20 protein-coding genes and 2 pseudogenes are annotated in these 21,133 nt (G+C 33.0%); 16 read left to right on the forward strand and 6 right to left on the reverse strand.

Annotated features, from left to right (window positions below):
* Window positions 1-105 precede the first annotated feature (105 nt).
* From JJJ02_RS07420 to JJJ02_RS07435, 4 genes are all read left to right on the forward strand, one after another.
* Complete coding sequence (locus JJJ02_RS07420) at window positions 106-900, forward strand: GNAT family N-acetyltransferase (protein WP_240837385.1); 795 nt, start codon at window positions 106-108, stop codon at window positions 898-900.
* Between the two features lie 201 nt (window positions 901-1,101).
* Window positions 1,102-1,764 (forward strand): hypothetical protein, encoded by a 663-nt coding sequence (locus JJJ02_RS07425; protein WP_240837383.1) that lies wholly within the window; start codon window positions 1,102-1,104, stop codon window positions 1,762-1,764.
* 265 nt (window positions 1,765-2,029) lie between these two features.
* A complete protein-coding gene (locus JJJ02_RS07430; RefSeq protein ID WP_240837381.1) occupies window positions 2,030-3,664 on the forward strand; it encodes a hypothetical protein in 1,635 nt (544 codons plus the stop codon).
* A gap of 106 nt (window positions 3,665-3,770) precedes the next feature.
* Window positions 3,771-4,337 (forward strand): hypothetical protein, encoded by a 567-nt coding sequence (locus JJJ02_RS07435; RefSeq protein WP_240837379.1) that lies wholly within the window; start codon window positions 3,771-3,773, stop codon window positions 4,335-4,337.
* A gap of 270 nt (window positions 4,338-4,607) precedes the next feature.
* Here JJJ02_RS07435 and isaB read toward each other — a convergent pair whose 3' ends face one another.
* Window positions 4,608-5,198 (reverse strand): immunodominant staphylococcal antigen IsaB family protein, encoded by a 591-nt coding sequence (gene isaB / locus JJJ02_RS07440; RefSeq protein WP_239242430.1) that lies wholly within the window; start codon window positions 5,196-5,198, stop codon window positions 4,608-4,610.
* A gap of 179 nt (window positions 5,199-5,377) precedes the next feature.
* Here isaB and JJJ02_RS07445 point away from each other — a divergent pair, with 179 nt between their 5' ends.
* From JJJ02_RS07445 to JJJ02_RS07455, 3 genes are all read left to right on the forward strand, one after another.
* Window positions 5,378-5,770, forward strand: coding sequence for a hypothetical protein (locus tag JJJ02_RS07445; protein ID WP_240837377.1), 393 nt, complete (start codon window positions 5,378-5,380; stop codon window positions 5,768-5,770).
* Between the two features lie 141 nt (window positions 5,771-5,911).
* Complete coding sequence (locus tag JJJ02_RS07450) at window positions 5,912-6,391, forward strand: DUF805 domain-containing protein (RefSeq protein ID WP_240837375.1); 480 nt, start codon at window positions 5,912-5,914, stop codon at window positions 6,389-6,391.
* 113 nt (window positions 6,392-6,504) lie between these two features.
* Window positions 6,505-7,386 (forward strand): Ig-like domain-containing protein, encoded by an 882-nt coding sequence (locus tag JJJ02_RS07455; RefSeq protein WP_240837373.1) that lies wholly within the window; start codon window positions 6,505-6,507, stop codon window positions 7,384-7,386.
* A 34-nt stretch (window positions 7,387-7,420) separates the two neighbouring features.
* Here the strand turns inward: JJJ02_RS07455 and JJJ02_RS07460 are convergent, their stop codons facing one another.
* From JJJ02_RS07460 to JJJ02_RS07470, 3 genes are all read right to left on the reverse strand, one after another.
* Window positions 7,421-7,609: a hypothetical protein gene (locus JJJ02_RS07460; protein WP_111714162.1), complete on the reverse strand. Its 189-nt coding sequence runs from the start codon at window positions 7,607-7,609 to the stop codon at window positions 7,421-7,423.
* A gap of 169 nt (window positions 7,610-7,778) precedes the next feature.
* Window positions 7,779-7,958, reverse strand: a complete 180-nt coding sequence (locus tag JJJ02_RS07465; protein ID WP_240837370.1) for a hypothetical protein — start codon at window positions 7,956-7,958, stop codon at window positions 7,779-7,781.
* Between the two features lie 50 nt (window positions 7,959-8,008).
* Window positions 8,009-8,722 (reverse strand): GntR family transcriptional regulator, encoded by a 714-nt coding sequence (locus tag JJJ02_RS07470; protein ID WP_396614730.1) that lies wholly within the window; start codon window positions 8,720-8,722, stop codon window positions 8,009-8,011.
* Window positions 8,723-8,846: 124 nt separating this feature from the next.
* On the opposite strand from JJJ02_RS07470, the pseudogene JJJ02_RS07475 reads away from it, so the two are divergent.
* From JJJ02_RS07475 to JJJ02_RS07490, 4 genes and pseudogenes are all read left to right on the forward strand, one after another.
* Window positions 8,847-10,751: pseudogene (locus JJJ02_RS07475) on the forward strand (beta-glucoside-specific PTS transporter subunit IIABC).
* Window positions 10,752-10,763: 12 nt separating this feature from the next.
* Window positions 10,764-12,203 carry a 6-phospho-beta-glucosidase gene (locus JJJ02_RS07480; protein WP_240837366.1) on the forward strand — a complete coding sequence of 480 codons (1,440 nt, stop codon included), beginning with the start codon at window positions 10,764-10,766 and terminating at the stop codon, window positions 12,201-12,203.
* Window positions 12,204-12,265: 62 nt separating this feature from the next.
* Complete coding sequence (locus tag JJJ02_RS07485) at window positions 12,266-13,081, forward strand: Cof-type HAD-IIB family hydrolase (protein WP_240837364.1); 816 nt, start codon at window positions 12,266-12,268, stop codon at window positions 13,079-13,081.
* Window positions 13,082-13,731: 650 nt separating this feature from the next.
* On the forward strand, window positions 13,732-14,193 hold the full coding sequence (locus JJJ02_RS07490) for a DUF805 domain-containing protein (RefSeq protein WP_111714168.1): 462 nt from the start codon (window positions 13,732-13,734) through the stop codon (window positions 14,191-14,193).
* A gap of 16 nt (window positions 14,194-14,209) precedes the next feature.
* On the opposite strand, the gene JJJ02_RS07495 is transcribed toward JJJ02_RS07490, so the two are convergent.
* Window positions 14,210-14,626: a 6-pyruvoyl trahydropterin synthase family protein gene (locus JJJ02_RS07495; RefSeq protein ID WP_240837361.1), complete on the reverse strand. Its 417-nt coding sequence runs from the start codon at window positions 14,624-14,626 to the stop codon at window positions 14,210-14,212.
* Window positions 14,627-14,849: 223 nt separating this feature from the next.
* On the opposite strand from JJJ02_RS07495, the gene JJJ02_RS07500 reads away from it, so the two are divergent.
* From JJJ02_RS07500 to JJJ02_RS07510, 3 genes are all read left to right on the forward strand, one after another.
* The gene (locus JJJ02_RS07500) at window positions 14,850-16,229 is read left to right on the forward strand and encodes an MFS transporter (protein ID WP_240837359.1); all 1,380 of its coding nucleotides are present in this window, start codon (window positions 14,850-14,852) and stop codon (window positions 16,227-16,229) included.
* Window positions 16,230-16,409: 180 nt separating this feature from the next.
* Window positions 16,410-17,900, forward strand: a complete 1,491-nt coding sequence (mqo, locus tag JJJ02_RS07505; RefSeq protein WP_240837357.1) for a malate dehydrogenase (quinone) — start codon at window positions 16,410-16,412, stop codon at window positions 17,898-17,900.
* Window positions 17,901-18,276: 376 nt separating this feature from the next.
* A complete protein-coding gene (locus JJJ02_RS07510; RefSeq protein WP_240837348.1) occupies window positions 18,277-19,224 on the forward strand; it encodes a bile acid:sodium symporter family protein in 948 nt (315 codons plus the stop codon).
* On the opposite strand, the gene JJJ02_RS07515 is transcribed toward JJJ02_RS07510, so the two are convergent.
* On the reverse strand, window positions 19,210-19,674 hold the full coding sequence (locus JJJ02_RS07515) for a GNAT family N-acetyltransferase (protein WP_111714173.1): 465 nt from the start codon (window positions 19,672-19,674) through the stop codon (window positions 19,210-19,212). The two genes, JJJ02_RS07510 and JJJ02_RS07515, sit on opposite strands and share 15 nt — an antisense overlap.
* A gap of 152 nt (window positions 19,675-19,826) precedes the next feature.
* On the opposite strand from JJJ02_RS07515, the pseudogene adhP reads away from it, so the two are divergent.
* Together adhP and JJJ02_RS07520 are read left to right on the forward strand one after the other, a co-directional pair.
* Window positions 19,827-19,994 (forward strand): annotated as a pseudogene (adhP, locus tag JJJ02_RS13450) (alcohol dehydrogenase AdhP); the annotation flags it as partial.
* Window positions 19,995-20,165: 171 nt separating this feature from the next.
* Complete coding sequence (locus tag JJJ02_RS07520) at window positions 20,166-21,068, forward strand: nuclease-related domain-containing protein (RefSeq protein WP_240837346.1); 903 nt, start codon at window positions 20,166-20,168, stop codon at window positions 21,066-21,068.
* Window positions 21,069-21,133: the final 65 nt, after the last annotated feature.

Raw genomic sequence — 21,133 nt, forward strand, 5'->3', positions numbered from 1 at the left:
AAATACTACAATCCTTATCAACAAAATGATCCTTATCGCAGATGATACGGGTCTTTTTTAGTACATTTTAGTATGATAAATATAAAATGATAAGGGGAGAATAACATGGGAGATCAAAATATAAACAAAGCAGTCATTCAACCTAGTTTTGCAAATACGCATAATGACGCTGACGTATTTGAAGAAAACGAAAGATATATTCATTACCACACACCGAGCCAGCTCGTTAAATATTATGCCAATTACTTTCAATATAAAGTGACGCCGGATGTTGATACTTTTATGACAGACTATGAAACGCAAAAGACATTTCATGAACAACGCGGACAAAAACATGCCCTGTTTATATTTCCTGAGAATGAAGTGCTGAATGATGCGTTGCAGGAGAAAGCAAAGGCTTTAGGATTTATTGTTGAAAAGATGGAGCTTTATTTATTGAAAGAGATGCCGAAATCAAAGGATTCAGAGATTGAAGTTGTTCAAGTATTAAACGATGATGATGTATTCCTAGACTTTCTTCAAATATGTCGTGAAGGGGACTTAGAGTATGGTGAGGAATTTGCTGATCTGAAAGAGCGCACGCATCGACGTGATTTATTGAACCCGCAAATCCTGCAGTTTGTTGGGTATCAGCATGGATTTCCAGCTGGTAAAGTTGAAGCGGTGGAAAGTGCGCAGTATGTGGAATTAGATGACTTCTACGTGTTGGATGCAATGCGTAAGCAGGGCGTTGGAACAGCATTACAACAAGCAATATGGCATTATGCAGAACAAGTTGGTAAGAGAGTTATCTTAATTGCTGACGGTAATGACTCACCAAGAGAAATGTATCAAAGACAAGGGTACGAGTTAGTGAGTGAACGTTATGAATTGTTGCGTGTGCCATCAGCGGATAATTGATATTCACTTTTCTAATATAAATTTATTATTTTATGATATTTAAAGAAAATGCAGAGTTATGATAAATGTATTGAGGTTTAAAAGAAAAGCAAAATTAACGAAACTAATATATAAAATATTGTTAAATAGATAATCTTATTGAGGTAAATATGTATATGATTTACAATTTAGTTGTAATAATTTATCTTTTAGGAGGTTAAAATGAAAAAATTAATAAATACAGTAGCTTTTAGTACATTACTATTTTCAACAATTTTAACTACGAATGTTGAGGCAAAGTCGTATATAAAATCAATCGATTATTTAAAAGATGCTCAAACAATTAAGAAAGTTAAAGAAGGAAAGATGCCTTTACATGGTATGAGATTGGGAGATAAGTTTGATAAATTTAAAATATATGATGACTCCCATACAGTAGTTAATCATACTGTTAAGAAAATTTATGTAAATGGTTATGATGATTATGCTTATGGTGACTTTCAGAAACAAACTAAAGCTAAATTTGCTACAATTAATAGAATTGTAGACCAAAATGCATTTGGCGATAAGGATTATACTCGTAACTCCATTATAAAAAAATATGGTTTACCTAAAAAAGGCTACACTCTTTCTAATGTTAAAAAAGGTTTTGGAATTGAATATATAGATATTTATGATAATGTAACTTTTGTGTATACAGTTGTTGGTGGTGAATACAAAAATCCAAGATTAACAATTGCTATTTTAATGGATAATAAGTCATTAATCAAAAAAAAGAAGTGGAAAAAATATTTATTAAGAGATATAAAAAATAACTCCTTTAATTATGATTATGTAAAAATGATGATAATTAAAGATAAGAAAGGAAATTATTCTTCTAATTGATATTAAAGTTAACATCAAAAATTTTATATTTAATAACTATGGCCGATAAATTGAATTTATCGGCCATGAATTTTGATTTTTAGCTAATTTCATAAAATGATGGCCGATAAAACGAAAATATCGGCCATTAATCTTCCTTAAATATTATCAATTGTAAAAACTAATCAAGAATAGTTCAAACATGTATATTAATTCTGGATATTTTTACATATTATAGCTCAATAATTGTAAAATAAAAGTAATTAAATCGTTCTGGAGGATATGTATGAAAAAATCATTAATCATTGCTTTATCTTTAACGACATTATTAGCTGCATGTGGAGAAGAAAAAACTCAGGATAAAGGTGCGACAAAAATAGAAAGTAGTAATGCATCTAACGATACTACGAATACGAAGAACAGTGAAACTAAAAATTCATCTGAAAAGAAGATTGTCACAAAGTCTTCAGCAAAGAAAACAGGTAAAACTGATATTATGACATCGTCTTTTCATTCAATGTATATGCGAAATGATCATAGATTTTCCGTGGACAAAATCAAATTCGGTATGACTAAAGATGAAGTTGAAGCGATTTACGGTCCGTCACTTGGTAAAGGTAATGATCTTTATGGATTAAAGACGAGTGCATTATATGACGTATATGCAGTAAACTATGATAATCAAAATAAAGTACGTCAGATTGTCATTAATCCTAATAAGAAAATTACAAAAAGTGAATTCTTAAGAGTATATGCGAATCCTAGTGACGAGCCAGTATATCCATTTAATACTTTAGAATACAATGATAACGATAATAACGGTTTCAAAATTCGAGCAGCTTTTGATGACAACGACTATTTAGTAGGTCTAGCTCAAATTAATGATGGTAAAGGTATGCTAGAATCAAGTGATGATACTGCAACTGATAAATCAATATATGAAAAATTTAAGTCTGCAATGATTAATTATGCAGAAGATAAAGGTAAAGCTGTTACCGGCAGATACTTAAACCATGGTGGAGGAATCTCGACAGATATATTCACCAATACTGAGGATGGGTTAATCTTATTACAAACGATGCTTAATCCAGGTGCCGATGTACACGATATTATTGCAGATGCAGGAGTTGTCATGTACGATGCCAAAGATGGCACGATAGGGGAACATGACGCATCATATGATACAGTTACAGCTGAAGGTATCACTGGTATGATGACTTCTGATTCTGATACAACCATTTATTTATTAGCGAATAACGGTAAAGTATACGAATATCACTTCAAAGGGAATAAAGGATTAGGATATTTTGCGCTATACACTGAATCATGGGGATTTGAATCTGATATGATGCCAGAATTTAAAGAAACAACTGATCCTGAAATTAAGAAGATTGCTTCAGAAGTATTAGCAGGTAAATCAGTGTCTAAACCTACTTCAAAAAGTAAAGAAAACAATACAAAAACAAAAAGTCAGTACAGCTTTATAGATGAAAACGGGAAAATTGATATTAAAGACCCTGCATTTAAACAGTATTTCTTCCATGAAGCGCATACTGAAGATTTTGCAGGAATAAAGGTTGGTATGACTCGAGAAGAAGTAGAGGCATTATATGGTCCGGTTGAAAAGAACCAAGGTTATGATATGCATCAAGGTGGGCTAGATAGAGTTGGTGATATATCTTTAGCGATGGGTCAAGATGATAGAGTCGGTGCAATCTACATAACCCCAGGTGTAGAAATGACTGATGCTGAATTTAACAAAGTTTTTGGTGAACCAACTGAAATTGTAAATGATGACTTATTGGGACCAGTGAAAATATATAATACGAATAAAAATAATGGTTTCCAGATAGTGATTGGAAATGCAGGTGGGACAGTTCCGATTTTTATCAATAGGCCAGAAGGACAATATTTTAATTAATATTGAGCTCACTATTTATAGTGGGCTTCTTTTTTATTATTTCTCTGTATATAACGTGTAAATATAATTATTTTTAGCTAAGATTATCATAAGAAGGAGTGATGGTATGATTTTCGTAATTGGAGAGGTATTTAAAGAAAAATTAGCATCCGACAGTATGTCTGAAATTTTAAATACGATGCCACTTGCGCTTGCGTTACCTTTAAATGACAAAGGATATCGTATTCACTTAGGTACTCGTTTTAAAGATAGCGAGGATTTGCAGGATATTAAAGATTATCTGGCAGAAAAAGATATCTTTTTCAATCAATTTGATGACTATGATACATATACGTTAGATGACTGGGACCTTGATTACATTTATGATGCCTATGATACGGATACTTTAGTATTCTTCTCAAATGTGGGAGATGACACGATTGAGAGTATGGCAAGCTTCGGCAATAATTATGATTGTAAAAGTGTATTATATATCAATAAATTATTTATTAGTAAGGAAGCATTGCAGCTTATGTCTCATTGTTTTATAGGGGAGCAATATGTTCAGGGTTACGAAAGTGAAATCCCGAAAGATAAGATAACCATCATTCCAAATCATATCAGTGATACAGAAGCGGCACAGCTGATGATTGATAAGATTATTGAGATAGAGAAAGCATTAAAAAAAAAATAAAAAATTTTGCTTCACCGTATAACTAGAATATAAATTAAAAACGCTTATCCAGAAGGATAGGCGTTTTTAACTATATCGGTGCTGTGCTTTGAAAAATTTAATTATTTCATAGATATTAATAAGAGCTAAAATGATTGCAACGAAAGCATGTGTAACTTGTCCAAAGCCATAATAATGTTCAAGTTGATAAAGAAAAATTCCTAACACAAATGAAGCAGTGAGCACTGTAAACCATAGTAACTTTCTATGTAAATAGCAGCTGTTAAAAAATTAATATCCAAAAGTAATCGTAGTTGTAGAAAGGATATATACTTTATTTAATTTTTCATTTTTATCGAAATGGAATTCTGCTGAACCAGATTTTGTTCTGATAACATAAGATTCAGTATAGAATTTTTTAGTCTTACTATCTTTTAGTTGACCTTCTTCAATTTCATATTTTCCATACAATTTCTTAATTTGTGCTAATGAAACTTTTCCTTTTTGTACTGGCATCTGAATAACGAAATACTCTTTACCAGCTTTAAGACCAAGTGTGTCATATTTCTTAGTTAATAATTTGCTGTTGAACTTTTTATGTTCATTGTATTTTGCTAATGCCATCAGCGCAGGATCAGCTTGTTTAGCAGTGACACTCTTAGTTACTTTCATACCATTTACCGTTACGTTTGAGTTCAGTAACGCACGTTTGAAATCTTTATCCAGTACGAATTTGTGGCTGTAACCTGTGTAACCATTCCATTTGTAATAAGGTGCAACAGTCTTCGTTGATGACTTCACAGGTGTCTTAGCATCAGCGACAGCAGGTGTTAGACCAAGTAGAAGTGTTGAAGCAATTCCGACTTTTAATAAATTTTTCATAAAATATTCCCTCTTCCTTTTTTTTCTTTTAGTATAAGACGAAAAACTGTAAAAATATAGAGAATCATTTGAAATTTAAGGTAAATTTAAGGTTTTATAGGATGACATTTAAACTGTTTGTAATACGTCAGCAAGGGTAAATAAATCTAAATAAAGTTTTAGGATTTGAGGAAAAAAAGATGAAGAAAGTATTAATAATGTTATTGGTCATGCTAACCATCTTGTTTGCAGCATGTGGCGGGTTAGCGCAGGAACTAGATGGGAATCGATATATTGCAAAGGTCGGTGCAAAAGATAATCTCATTACAATGGGATATATGACATTCAGAGGTGATAAAGTAATCTTTTCATCCGATGAAAGTAAAGTGACACGCACAGGCACTGTGACTTATGATGAGCAAGAGATGACTATTAAACTTGCTGATAATCCGGTTTACAAAGACGGTGTGATGAAACTAAAAGATATTAAAGGAAATGAAAAGGGCTTAGTAGCTGAATTTGAGATTTATTCTGAAAGCAAGAAAGAAAATAAAGAGAAGACATATATAAAGCTTATTCAACAAGAAAAATAAAGTTTATTTATTGAATCTGAATGCTATTAACAAAATTAATGATTGATATTACCTCTATCAAATACGGTAGAGGTTTTTTAAGGTAAATTTAAGGTTCACTGCTTCTTTTCAATGCTAGAATAATATAAAAGGAGTGATAATGTGGATGCTTATATCAACTTCTGGAAAAATGCATTTAACTTCAAAGGTCGTTCAAACAGAACAGAATTTAATATGGGGTTCTGGCCACACATCTTATGTATCATCTTAGTATTTACGATTGGTCCGATGCTTGGATTACCGAAATTAGGATTTAATTTGAAGACACCTTTGTTTGAGATGTTATTCGATTTAAACTGGCAGTTATATCATCTTTTGATTGTAGTCGTATTTTTAATTCCGCTCATCTCATTAATGATGCGTAGATGTAATGATTTAAAGATTGAGGGTATTCATGCGATGCTAATTGGATTTTTTCCAGTATGTTATACATTCTATATTTTATTATTTGCGATTATGGGGCAAGGTTTACCTGGGGATGTGATATGGGTAGAAATAATATTTTACGTTATTATACTGCTGCCATTTATTTATTTAGTCTATATGTTATTTATTTTTTCATTGAAGACAGGTAGTAAATAGTAGTTTTTATTAATTGTAAATATTATGTAAATAAGCCTTTGGACTGAGCGTAATAAAGAAATAATTTGTGTATAATGAAACCGAATACAAAATTAACTTTGGAGGTTTAGACCATGAAAAAATTATTACCTGTAGTGCTTGGTGCAACGCTAGTGTCATCCTTAATTGGTGGAGAAGCAAATGCAGCTTTAAAGAAGCCGGTAACAGTTTGGAAAGTAAGTAATACTGCTGGTTTTGTGGATGTAGATGCAGCAAAGAATAGTACGGTTTATATTTATAAAGGTGGTAAATCTTTAGGTAAAGCAAAAGCTGGTAAATATGGTAGTGCTAATGTTTCGATTCAACCTCAGAAAAAAGGTACTGTGCTACGCGTATTCTATAAGACAGCTAAAGGTACAAAAAGTCCCGAAACAAAAGTAACTGTAACGGGTAACTATAAAAAGAAAAAGCAATTAGCAGTGAAGAAATTTACTTTAGCAGAACGTTACGCAATTACTAATGACTTCGTGAAATGGGCATCGGTGAAGGCAAAGAAAGAACATAAAGCTGTGACAACTAAATTCTTTGATCACGGAGCTGCAGGAAAAGGAGATTGGTATGCTGGAACACCTCATGGTCATATGCAGGTGCAGGATTTTAATAATCCAGGCTATTATGCATTTGGGTTACACGCTATCGGAGGTGTAGCTTTCTATAGTCCTAAAGATAATCAGTATGGTTACTCTAAAGACGGATATAACACGTATACAGCTGAGGGCTATTTTAACATTGCTAAACCTAAGACTTATGTTACAAAATATGTACTGGGTGATAACGGCGTAGTTTATGAACTGAAGAAAAAACGTGAACATATGAGTTTCTCAGCTGGTTTTGGTGAATATAATGATAACGGATATGGCGGAACATTCACACCAGGTAAAGGTTACAATATGATAGTTTCAAAAGATAAAGCAGCACAAGCTAAACTGAAAGCAATTATGAAAAAATATCAATAATAAAGACACGCACAACCATGATGGTTGTGCGTGTTTATTTTATATTTGATTGATTTTTGATGTCTTTAAGCAGTTCAATCATTTCTTGATTTTGTCTGATGATATATTTCGTATTCTGGCGTGTGTTGTAAATATGTGATAATACGAAGCCGATGATAAGCGCAGGCAACAAATACATAAGGATGTATAGGATGGACATTACAGATACTCCAATCCACTCCATTAGAAATCATCCTTTCTGTTTTGCTTCAATAGAGCGATGATTTCTTCGTTTTGTTTAATTAACTGTGATGTATTCTGATAATTTTTATAGATATACTTCACAATTAGGATAATACATACTATAGAGAGAAGAATTGTTAACAAGGAAAAGACTAATCCTGTTATACTCATCATAATTTTTGTCCTCCACCTTTATTATTTTGCTTCAACAAAGCGATGATTTCTTCGTTTTGTGCAATAATCTTCTCTGAATTTAATTTCGTTCTGTAACCATCCATTAGGATAAGAAAGACTATGAGAATAGGAGCAAGACTAATTACGATGGATACCAATGCTTCAAACCAAGCCATAACATTACCACCTTCTACATTTTTATTCCATTATAACATAAAATGTATATTTAATAGTTTGTAGCCTGTACAAAAAACTTCGAATGTTTATAGTGGTACGTAATCTTTGAGAAATCAAATGGCTCACCTGTTGCAAGGTAGACAACTTGTTCTAGAAATAGGGCAGGATTACCTTGTTTCAGATCTAGTTTCTTAGCATCAACGTCATTGAGTTCATCAATATGCATATAAATATCAGCAAAACTAATATTAAACTTTAAAGCATCTGTTAAGTAATTAAAGATGGATCCTTCAGCAATTTCATTGTTCAAATATGGTACAAGTTTAACCGGAAAGTAAGATACTTCAATACATAAAATATCGTTATCAATTCTTCGCAAACGTTCTACGTAATAAACTTCTTCATTCTCTTCCAGATGCAGATTCATCTTTACTTCGTCATCTGCGTTCATTCTTTCTAATTTCAGAACTTCAGATGTGATATTGAATTCCTTTAAATCTGCAGTAAATCCTCTATTCGTCAGCAAACTGACATATCCTTCACGACGTTGACGTCTCACAAATATCCCGCTTCCGCGCTGCTGAAATATTGCACCACGTTTCTCAAGTGTATCGAGCGCTTTCGTGATGGTGCTTTTTGAAACGTTATGCTGTTTCATGAGTGATTCAACGTTTGGTAATTTAGTCCCCTGTTCTAATTTCTGGTCATATATACTTTGTTGAATAGTTTCTGCGATAATTTCATATTTGTTCAAATTTAACACTCCTAAATATCTACTTGTCACTAATTATACATTATTTATATTATTTCGCACTTGTTTAATTGAACCGGTTCAATTAAAATAAAAATGTATAATAAATTAGAACGTAATCAATGGAGATGATATTATGGCAAAACAAGTGAGAAACTATGAACAACTCGCTCATGATATTTTAGGGGCAGTGGGTGGAGAAGAAAACATTGTTAATGTAGCAAGATGTGCTACACGTTTAAGATTGGTATTAAAACGTTCGAATCCTGAATTTAAAAAGAAAGTGTCAGAAATGCCTGGAGTTATAACGGTAGTTGAGAACGGCGGACAATTTCAAATCGTAATCGGACAACATGTTGGTGAAGTATATGATGCATTTACTAACATTACAAATGTAGAAGATAATACAGAGGAAAACATGCAAAAAGGATCGATTCTTAACAGAGTCATTGCTACAATGTCTGCAGTATTTGCACCTTTCATCTATATCTTAGCAGCAGCGGGGATTTTATAAGGTATCTTAATATTAATTAACTTAGCATGGCCAGCTTTTGCGAAGACGGGAACTTATGAAGTATTTAGCTTCATTTCATGGTCACCATTCACATTCTTACCAATTTTCATTGCTTTAACTGCTTCTAAACATTTTAAAGTCAACACTTATATTGCTGTTGTTTGTGCGATGGCTTTAGTAAGTCCTACTTGGGCTGAAATTGCAGGACGTATTGCTGAAGGAGAAAAGATAACATTTATGGGGATTGCACTTTCACAAACAGTGTATACTTCTTCAGTATTACCTCCATTATTCTTAGTTTGGATTTTATCTTATGTTGAAAGGTTCTTTAATAAAGTTTTCCCAGAGGTTGTAAGATCTTTATTTGTTCCGTTAATGTGTATGGTAATTATGGTTCCTTTAACAATATTATTAATCGGGCCATTATCAACATTATTTGCAAATGGTGTAGCTGATGGCTATAACTATTTAGCAGAGAATTTACCAATAGTAGCTGCAATTATTATTGGTGCATTTTGGCAGGTGTTTGTTATCTTTGGTGTTCACTGGGGTATTACACCTGTTGTCCTTGCTAACTTCGATAACTATGGTCGTGACTCTTTCCAAGCTTATCAAACAATCGCTGTTATAGCACAAGTTGGTGCTGTATTGGGTGTATTCTTAAAATCAAAAGTTCAGGAAACAAAATCAGTTGCATTATCAGCAGGTATTACTGGTATTTTTGGTATCACTGAACCTTCTATTTATGGTATTAACTTGAGATTTAAAAAACCTTTTATTATAGGTTGTATATCAGGAGCTGTTGGTGCGGTAGTAGCAAGTTTCTTTAATCCATACTATTACGTTTATGCTGGATTGCCTGGACCGTTAACAATTGTAAATGGTATCAGTAAAGATAACCCATCATCGTTTATCGGAATATGTATTGGCGTTGCAATTGCAATTATTTTACCGATTGTATTAATTATGATGTTTGGTTATGGTGAAGATACAGCTAAAGCTGTTGATACGAAATTAGATACACCAGAAGATATTGAGGATGAGGATAACATTATCACTACTGAGTCATTAGAACAAGTGGTTGTTTCTCCGTTATCAGGTAAGTTTATTCTATTGAATGAAGTTAAAGACCCGGTATTTAATAGTGGTGCAATGGGTAAAGGTTTTGCGATAGACCCTTCAGAAGGTATTGTATCTTCGCCAGTTGAAGGTTCGATTGTTATGACAACACCGTCAAAACATGCAATAGGTATAAAGAGTAATGATGGTGTTGAAGTTTTAATACATGTTGGTTTAGATACTGTTGAATTAAAAGGTGAACATTTTGATCTTTTAGTAAACGAAGGTGATAAAGTTTCAATTGGACAACCATTAATTCATTTTGATAAAAAAGCAATTGAATCAAAAGGTTATTCAACTGTAACTCCAGTTGTTGTGACAAATACAATGAACTACAATGATGTCATTATTGACAATACAAATACGTCGGTTTCAAATTCAAATAGAATGATAACAATTATTAAATAGGAGGATTTTAAAATGACGAAACTAAGCAAAGACTTTTTATGGGGTGGCGCACTTGCCGCACATCAATTTGAAGGTGGCTGGAACAAAGGTGGCAAAGGTCCATCGGTTGTTGATGTATTAACAGCAGGTGCACATGGTGTACCACGTAGAATCACAGATAAAGTTGAAGATAATGAATTTTATCCGAACCATGAGGCGATTGATTTCTATTCAAATTATAAAGAAGATATTGCAATGTTTGCTGAAATGGGACTAAAAGTATTACGTACTTCAATTGGATGGACACGTATCTTTCCTAAAGGCGACGAATTAGAGCCGAATGAAGAAGGGCTTCAATTCTATGATGACGTTTTTGATGAATTATTAAAGCATAATATTAAACCGGTTATTACATTAAGTCATTTTGAAATACCTTTACACCTAGCGAAAGAATATGGTGGATTCAGAAGTCGTGAAGTAGTAGACTTCTTTGCGCGATTTGCGGAAGTTGTGTTTAATCGATACAAAGATAAAGTTGAGTACTGGATGACATTTAACGAAATCAATAACCAGATGGACGTTAATAACCCACTTTTCTTATGGACGAATGCTGGGATTCAAGTACAACCAGGAGAAGATGCACGTGCAGTGATGTATCAATCAGCACATCACCAATTATTAGCAAGTGCAAAAGCAGTGATTATCGGAAAGAAAATCAACCCTGATTTTAAAATTGGCGCAATGGTTTCGCATGTACCTGTTTATCCATACTCATGTCACCCGAAAGATATTATGGCTGCTGAAATTGCTAACCGTGAAAGATTCTTCTTCCCGGATGTGCATGTAAGAGGTAAGTATCCAGCCTATGCATTAAAAGAACTAGAACGATTAGGTGTTTCGCTACCGATTGAACCTGGTGATGAAGAAATCTTAGCTAAGGGTACAGTGGACTATTTAGCATTCAGTTATTATATGTCTACAACGGTTAAGCACGATGTTCACAATGATAATACCGGTGATATTGTTAATGGGGGATTATCGAATGGTGTAGAAAATCCACATATTAAGTCATCTGACTGGGGGTGGGCAATTGATCCTGTTGGATTACGATATGTATTAAACACACTTTATAACAGATATCAAATTCCATTATTTATCGTTGAAAATGGATTTGGTGCCATTGATGCGGTTGAAGCAGATGGTTCAATCAATGATGATACGCGTATCGAGTACTTCCGTTCACATATTGAAGCGGTTAAAGATGCTATATTAGAAGATGGTGTAGACTTACTAGGATACACACCTTGGGGTATTATCGATGTTGTATCATTTACGACAGGTGAAATGAAGAAACGATATGGTATGATTCATGTGGATCGTGACAATGAAGGAAATGGATCAATGAAACGTAGTAAGAAGAAATCATTCGACTGGTACAAAAACGTTATTGCTACAAATGGTGAAGAACTATAATTAAAACAATAAGGATTTTGACAATTGTCAAAGTCCTTATTTTCAAATAGGAGTGTGTATTTATGGCTAAAGAAATTAAATTAATTGCTTTAGATTGTGATGGAACTTTAATAGCTGACGATAGAACAATTACTGAAAGAACGAAAAAAGTGCTGATGAAAGCGCAGGAAAAAGGAATTAAGGTAGCACTTGTATCAGGACGTCCGAGAACAGGATTTAAGTTTGAGATAGAACAGTTAGCGCTTGATAAACATCATGGAATAATCGGCGCTTACAATGGTGGTATGGTCATAGATATTGAAACGAATGAAGTGAAATATAAACAGTCATTAACGAATCAGGACGCTAAAGATTTCTTAAAAGCGATTGCGCATTTAAACATTATCCACATCGTTGATAACGGTACAGATTTATATGCAAACGATGCAGATAATCAATATGTCATTCATGAATATCGTGATCATGGACTTAATTTTAATCTCACACATGATTTACATGAAAGACTTGATTTTGATCCGATGAAGATTTTACTTACAGCAGATCCTGACCGTATAGATGAAATTGATGAAGAGATATTATCGATCTGTGGGGATACCTTTGGTGCAATACGGTCAACACCATTTTATTTAGAGATTACTGCTAAAGGTGTAAATAAATACAGTGCACTCGACCATATTTGCGAAGGATTAAATATTGCTAAAGACAATGTCATTGCATTTGGCGATCAACTAAATGATATGGAAATGGTTCGAGATGCAGGCATCGGTGTTGCCATGGGAAATGCGCATCCAGATTTAAAGCAGGTTGCTGATATTGTAACGGATGATAATAATAATGATGGTATCGCAAAAGTACTCAAAGAGATACTTGATTTATAGTTTCTGTGATGAAGGCCGTACGAAAGTGCGTCTTTTTTATTAGTTTTTTTCTGTATTTTCTGACAATAATATTCACTTTTTTTTAAGGCATTGTATAATATTGTTAATACAACAAAAAGAGGTGGGTTAAATGGGAGGAGCATTTAGAAGGTTCTGGAATCTTACATTTGTAAATGACGAGCGAGACACACGATTTCAATTTTGGTCTTCCATGTTGATTCAGTTCATCCTATTATTATTATTTACCGGAATCTTTACATTTTTATTTACAAATTGTTTCCTACTTTCTTTTGTCTGGTTGCTTGTATTTTTAATTGGTTTTATGGTCATTATCTGGCCAACTGCAAGTGCGGCAATGCGAAGAGTGAATGATGTTGGGATTAACTCGTCTTTGTTTAAGAGTATGAGATTTTTATATTCTATATTATTATTAGGTGGGGCTTTAATTTATTTATTAAAAATATTTTTTAATATTCAACTATTAGGGATAGGTCATTTCAATACTTATATGATGATGGTATTTTCGAGCTATATCATTTTTATATTGTGGTATTGCACACTGCCTAGTAATCGATATAACGGTTATAATTCATTGAAAGAATTAAATAAATAATATTATTATTTATTAATTAATATAGAGGTGAAATGTGATGCAATCCTATCTGAGATTTATTAAACATGCATTTGATTTTGATTCTAAAGATTCGAGACAACAATTTTGGCTTCCATTTTTAATACAGATGTTTATTTGTATTGTAATCTTGTTGCCTTTAATAAAGGCAGAAGAAGGGGAAAACATACTTGGAAGATTGCTGTTTGTTATGATAGTAATGCCGGTAGTATTAATACCAATATATAGTGCTTTTCAAAGAAGGATGCTTGATGTAGGAAAAGACTCAAAAATATATAAATACTTCAATATTTTTTATATGTTTTTTGGAGTGATTTTTATGATTTATGGATTACTATATTTTTTTTCTGACATTAAATTATTTAAAGATGAAATAATATTACCTATCATTTTTTTATTTTTTGGTCTAAGATTTATATTTTTGTTATATTATTGTGCGTTACCAACAAATAAATTTAAAAGTACTACGGATAGTATTTGATATCCGTAGTACTTTTTTAATTTTTATTTATAGTTACGCTGTGATTCTTTGTTTCATATAATGTTAGAGTTTGAATAGAAGATGCGTGGTCAATTAGATGCTCAAACTGTTCCCATATGAAATAAGCGATATTCTCAACAGTTGTATTCATTTCTGGTAGTGATTCGTTGAGGATGGGTGCATTTAATAGTGGTGCAATTTTTTCATTATAGTCACGTTCTATTTGATAGAAGTCTATAGCGAGGCCATATGTATCAACTGGACTTTTGATGCTAATATCAAATTTGTAGTTATGATTGAATAAATCTTTATGTTTGCCGTTTGGAAAGAAGATACGGTTGTTCGTTGTAAATGTGAAGGTCAGGTTCAGTAAGATATCTTTTTCGTAATAAGCTGTTTTTTTGGGTTGTTGAATATGTTCTAATAGGCTCATTTTATGCTCCTTTCAGAGTTTGATGCATCGTTATTCTACGATATTTTAATCGTAAGGTATTTTTTTCATATATACAAATTTATATTGTGGAGATAAAAGTTTTATAATATTTCATTAGTTTTTAAACTAAATTTTCAGAAAAAACTTACTTGTTGTTATGCTAAAATAATAAAAATGTGGGTATAGATTAACTGTATAAAAAGTAAAAAAGGGAGTCTTTCGCATGGATACACCTTATAAGGGTGGTAGAAAATTAGTTCTAGGTATTGTGCTTGGTATATTAACATATTGGTTATTTGCTCAGTCGCTTGTTATTGTTGTACTAGATTTGAAGCATCATTTTAACAGTAGCCTTGATGTCATCAATATCGCTGTCAGTTTAACGGCATTATTTTCAGGAATGCTTGTCGTTGGTGCTGGTGGTTTAGCGGATAAAGTCGGTCGTGTAAAGATGACGCAGATCGGTTTAATATTAAGTATCATCGGTTCATTTACAATGATCGCTACACATATGACTGCTTTTTTATTAATTGGTCGTATCATTCAAGGTATTTCTGCAGCATGTATCATGCCAGCTACGTTATCAATTATTAAAGCATATTATGATGATAAAGATCGTCAGAGAGCGTTAAGTTATTGGTCATTTGGTTCTTGGGGTGGTTCTGGTTTATGTTCTTTATTTGGGGGGATGATTGCTAAGAATTTTGGATGGGAATGGATATTTATTATTTCAATTATTTTCTCAGGTCTTGCGATGATATTAATTCACGGCACACCGGAAACAAAATCTGATGAACCAAACGATATGAAGTTTGATTTAATTGGTTTAATTACGTTGATCGTTCTGTTGCTAAGTTTAAATATCGTGATTACGCAGGGTGGTACACTTGGTGTTACGTCTCCAATATTTATTGGACTGATTATATTAAGTATTGTGAGCTTCATTGCTTTTATTATGATAGAGAAACGTCAAATCAATCCGTTGATCGATTTTCATCTATTCCAGAATAAACCATATTTAGGCGCTGTAATTTCAAACTTTTTATTAAATGCAGTGGCTGGTACATTGATTGTAGCGAATACATATATTCAGGAAGGTTTAGGCTTTTCTTCAAGTAAGACCGGTATGCTTTCTATCTTATATGTCGTAATGGTTTTATCAATGATTATCGTTGGTGAAAAGTTATTGCAGAAGATGGGAGCTAAAAAACCGATGTTACTTGGTTCTGCGATAGTATTCGCAGGTATTGTGATGATTTCACTGACATTCTTACCGGAGAATATTTATATCATAAGCTGTGTGCTAGGCTTTGGTTTATTTGGATTAGGACTTGGTCTATATGCCACACCATCTACTGATACTGCAGTTGCAACAGCACCGGTAGAGAAAGCGGGAGTTGCTTCAGGTATTTATAAGATGGCTTCAGCTTTAGGTGGCGCATTTGGTATTGCAATCAGTATGGCAATCTATAGTTTTTGTATGAAATTTGGATTAGAGAAAAGTGCGATGATTGGAATACTTGCGAATGCTGTGATGTCTATCATTTCTTTTGTTGCCATTCAAATTACAGTTCCTAAAGACGATTTAAGAAAGAAGATATAATTTTTGAAGACCTCATTGATTGAGGTCTTTTTTAGGCTTCAATCAGCTATTATTTGAAGAAATAATAATAAAATAATGAATACGGTTACAATATTTTTGGATTTTCATTATACTAGTATTACAAATGATGAAAAAAGGTCTATAATGGAAATATATTATAGATGTGTTGGGGGATATAAAATGAAAAAAGTATTTAAACAAACTGACGTAATATTAATCGGTGGCGGGATAATGAGCGCGACTTTAGGTGTATTACTTAAAGAACTTGATCCGGCAATAAATATTAAAGTATTTGAAAAACTTTCAGCACCTGGTCTGGAAAGTTCAAACGTATGGAATAACGCAGGAACGGGTCACTCTGCATTATGTGAATTAAACTATACGACTGAAGATAAAGATAAGAATATCAATATCGATAAAGCTGTGAATGTTAATGAGCAGTTTCAATTATCTAAACAATTCTGGTCTTATTTAGTGAATGAAGGCAAATTGAAGCAGCCTCAGGACTTTATCATGCCGGTACCGCATTTAAGTTTTGTTGAAGGTGAAGACGATATTCGTTTCTTAAAGAATCGTTTAGCAGCTTTTAAAGATAATCCATTATTCCAAGGTATGGAGTTAACTGAAGATCATGATAAGATGCGTGAATGGGTGCCATTAATGATGGAAGGTCGCGACCCGAATGAGCGAATTGCTATCACACGTATGGCAGCTGGAAGTGATGTAAACTTCGGTGCATTAACACAAGACTTATTTGATGTGATGAAATCATTTGATGGTGCAGTGACACACTACGAACATACAGTAAAAGACATTAAGCGTGCTGAAGATGGCAGCTGGAATGTTAAAGTATATGATCAAAATAGTAAACAAACAGAAATCCACAATGCTAAATTTGTCTTTATCGGTGCAGGTGGTTATTCATTACCATTATTGCAAAAGACAAAGATTCCTGAAGCTCGTGGCGTTGGTGGATTCCCGGTAAGTGGTTTATTCTTAGTGTGTAAGAATCAGGAAGTCGTAGAACAACATTTAGCCAAAGTATACGGTAAAGCTAAAGTTGGTGCGCCACCGATGTCAGTACCTCATTTAGATACGCGTTATATCGATGGTGAACGCGGGTTATTATTTGGACCATTCGCTGGATTTAGTCCAAAGTTCTTAAAGACGGGTAAATATACAGATTTATTAGCATCAGTAAATCCAGGAAACGTAACAAACATGTTGTCAGCTGGTGGTAAAGAGATGAAATTAACACAATACTTAATCTCTCAAGTATTACAAACACATGAACAACGTATGGAAGAGTTACATGAATTTGTTCCAAATGCAGAATCGAAAGATTGGGAAATCGTTGTTGCTGGTCAACGTGTGCAAGTCATTAAAGAAACTGAAGATGGTGGTAAAGGTACACTACAATTTGGTACTGAAGTGATTACTGCTGAAGATGGCAGTGTTGCAGCCTTACTCGGTGCTTCTCCTGGTGCTTCTACTGCTGTATATGTTATGTTACAAGTTATCGATAAATGCTTTAAAGATAGAATGCCTGAATGGGAACCTCATATTAAGAAGATGATTCCATCATATGGCTTGAAGTTAGCAGAGCACAAAGATCTATTTGAAGAAATCAATGCAAATACTGCTAAAACTTTAGGTTTAAAAGAGAAATAATAAAGATAAGGCAATGCCAGATTTGGCATTGCCTTATACTAATTTTGATGATTTTAGTCGCCACCACCAGTGTCGAAGAAAGATGAATCATTGCAGTCTTTATCTACAGTGCCAGATTGAAGTACTAGTAGAACCATCAAATATTGTATCATTTGAATGTGTTTGTTTTTCATTGATAAATATAATAATTTTTTTTAGAGAAATTAACCAGTATTATGATGCCAAGTTTGAATATAACAATATAGAGAAGGGTTTCGAATGTTGTCATTTTAATCACATCATTTATATATTGTGCTACACTTTTAACATACCCAGATTTTTATAATAAATGATAGATAATAATTATTATTTTAGGAGAAAATCGTTGATTGATTTAATGAATAAATTTTTACAGAAAAATATCGCTTTGCTTACATTAATTAGTTTATCTTTAGGTGTCATTTTCGATGAATTTGGACATCATTTTTTAATTATAGTGCCGTATTTGTTCGCATTTATAACGTTTTCCGGCAGTATGAAGATGAAGTTTAGTGATTTGAATATTTTCTACAAAGCACCGAGAGACATATTGTTTTGTATGATTGTTCTGCATTTGATTATGCCGGTGTTAAGTTATCTCATTGCCAATCTAATTTTTGATGATCATTTACTTGTGATTGGTTTTGTGATGTTGATGTGTATACCAACGGGTGTTACGAGCATCATCTGGATAAATGTTGGTCGAGGAGACTTACCATTAGGTTTAGCTGTTGTATTACTTGATACATTTTTAGCACCAGTGATCATTCCACTGACGATGCATATTGTTTCAGGTGAAACTGTGAAGATTAATACGAGTGACTTAATCATGGATCTCATATTGATGATTGTCGTTCCAACAATAGTTGCCATTGTCATCAATGAAGCGAGTCATGGAAAAATACCTGACAAGATAGGTAACAGACTAAATCCTTTCAGTAGACTTGCATTGTTTGGTATTATCTTTGTCAATGGTGGGGCGATTGCACCGTATATGAAAGATTTCTCGATAGAATTAGTTATTATCATTGCGGTTGTATTCGTTGTTGTAGTGAGCGGTTATGTGATTAGCAGTGTGATGAGTCACTTTATGCAATGTAGTTATGCACGTCATGTCAGTATTACATTTTTATGTGGCATGCGAAATATTTCGACCGGAGTTATTGTCGCGACAACTTATTTTCCGCCTAAAGTTGCCTTACCAGTTGCTTTTGGCATGCTCTTTCAGCAACTTTTAGCAAGTATTGTGAGTACCCAGCTTGAGAAGAAAAGACCGATCAAAGAACATCATTTAGATGTTATTTAATATTTTTCGCATCTTCAGAAATTCATGTAATACACCGTGAGCTGCCATTAGTTCATAGTCGAGTGCTTCGAAACCACATCGTTCATACACTTTAATCGCACGTTCATTGAAAGTAGCAACTGCAAGCTCGATAATTGTAGTTTCTGGATATGTCGTTCGAATGAAAGTGATCGCCTCTCTGACGAAAGTTTCACCATAACCTTTACCTGTATATTCTGGCTTAAGTCCAAGCCCGAGTGTACAGGTATTTTTATTGTGATGTAATTCTATAAGTCCGATAAGTTCTTGCTGATATACACTATAGAAATGATTAGTACGAATTGTATCATTCAGTATTTCTGCAGGGTTTTTATCAGTATTATTGATATTGTAGAAATCATAAGGTGAATCATATTGCCATGTTAATATTTCTTTAGCATCTGTAAGTGTCATTGGTTGAATAATAAACATATTTTCACTCCCTTTTCATCAAAGTACCATACTCGAAATGATTTTAGAAGAAAGTAATTTATTTAAAATTTTTATTTTGTTTGTATGTAATTTACCTTTAATATTGTTTATATACTTTCACTTATTGTTCAATAAATCACAATCAATTATATTCAAATGAAGATTTACGTGAAGCATTTGAATTCGGTGCAGAAGGTATAGTTGTACCGATTGTTGAAACACGTTGTCTACATGAAGTGAACGATGTATTTAAAGAAATGCATGACGGTAAAATACAAGGTCGTATGGTTATTGACATGCATAAACAATGTAGCCATTAAAAAAATTTGAATGAAATGCTAATTTTAAGAAACTGCAACGAAAATGCTGCAGTTTCTTTTTTAATTTGTTCCAAAATTCATTTTCTGCGTTGAAAGATGCACAATTATTGAATTGCTACAATTTGCACACAATTTCTTTCCTTTATATGATGAGCGAAAGGAGGGCTTAAAATGTTACTCAAGTCACATCATCCATCGCGATATATATCATATTTATTAGAAGTTGATCAGCGCTTATTCTTTAAGAAAAGAGACTACCTGGCATTATCACATTATAGGAAAGGATTAGAAGGTGAAGAAAAGTTTCTTCATCTAATAAGCGATATAGAAAATATTATTATCTTATGGGACATCAGAATAGAAATGCCTGGTGAAATACAATATGACTTTATCGTTATAACTGAAGATACTGTATTTCATTTTGATGTGAAGAACTTTAGTGGTCGATATGATTATGAAGATGGCATATTTACGAGTGAGAATGGATATGTGGAAAAAGATCTTGTGTCTTCAATAATAAAGGGACATAAGAAATTGAAACAAATCGTTAAGGAGAATAGTTTTCACTTTAATGTAATTAGTAAAATCATATTTATCAATGAGACATTGGACTTAAGGAACTTTCCGGGAAGTAAAGATATAAATTTTCATTTTGATGTACATAAAATAGTGAATCATCTTAAACGTTATCAGCATATTAATTCAGAGATGCAGCGTTTTGGAAATATATTGGTCGAACAGCATAAAAATGATTCTGAACATGAGGAGATAAATTACTATGATTTTGAACGAATGAAAGTCGGGATAAAATGTAGTAAGTGTGGAAAACTAGGGATGAGTCATAAGTTTAAGAAACAATATTTTATTTGTAGCTGTGGTCATAAAGAGAAGAATAAAGAAGTGATGATAAGAACATTTGATGCCATTGCAGCGATAAAGAAAGGAAGGGCTAAAACGACTGAAATTGCCAAATGGACAGGTTTAAATGAAAGAACGATACGATATTTTTTATCGAAGCACTATCAAAAAGTCGGTGAAGCAAGATCAACTTGTTATATCGAATATGATTTTTAGGATTTTAACGTTTCATCTTTTCCGGATAGTTGGAGAATCCGGAAAAGATGAAGTGCATAAACATT

This window comes from Macrococcus sp. PK (assembly GCF_022501545.1).
Lineage (GTDB): Bacteria > Bacillota > Bacilli > Staphylococcales > Staphylococcaceae > Macrococcoides > Macrococcoides epidermidis.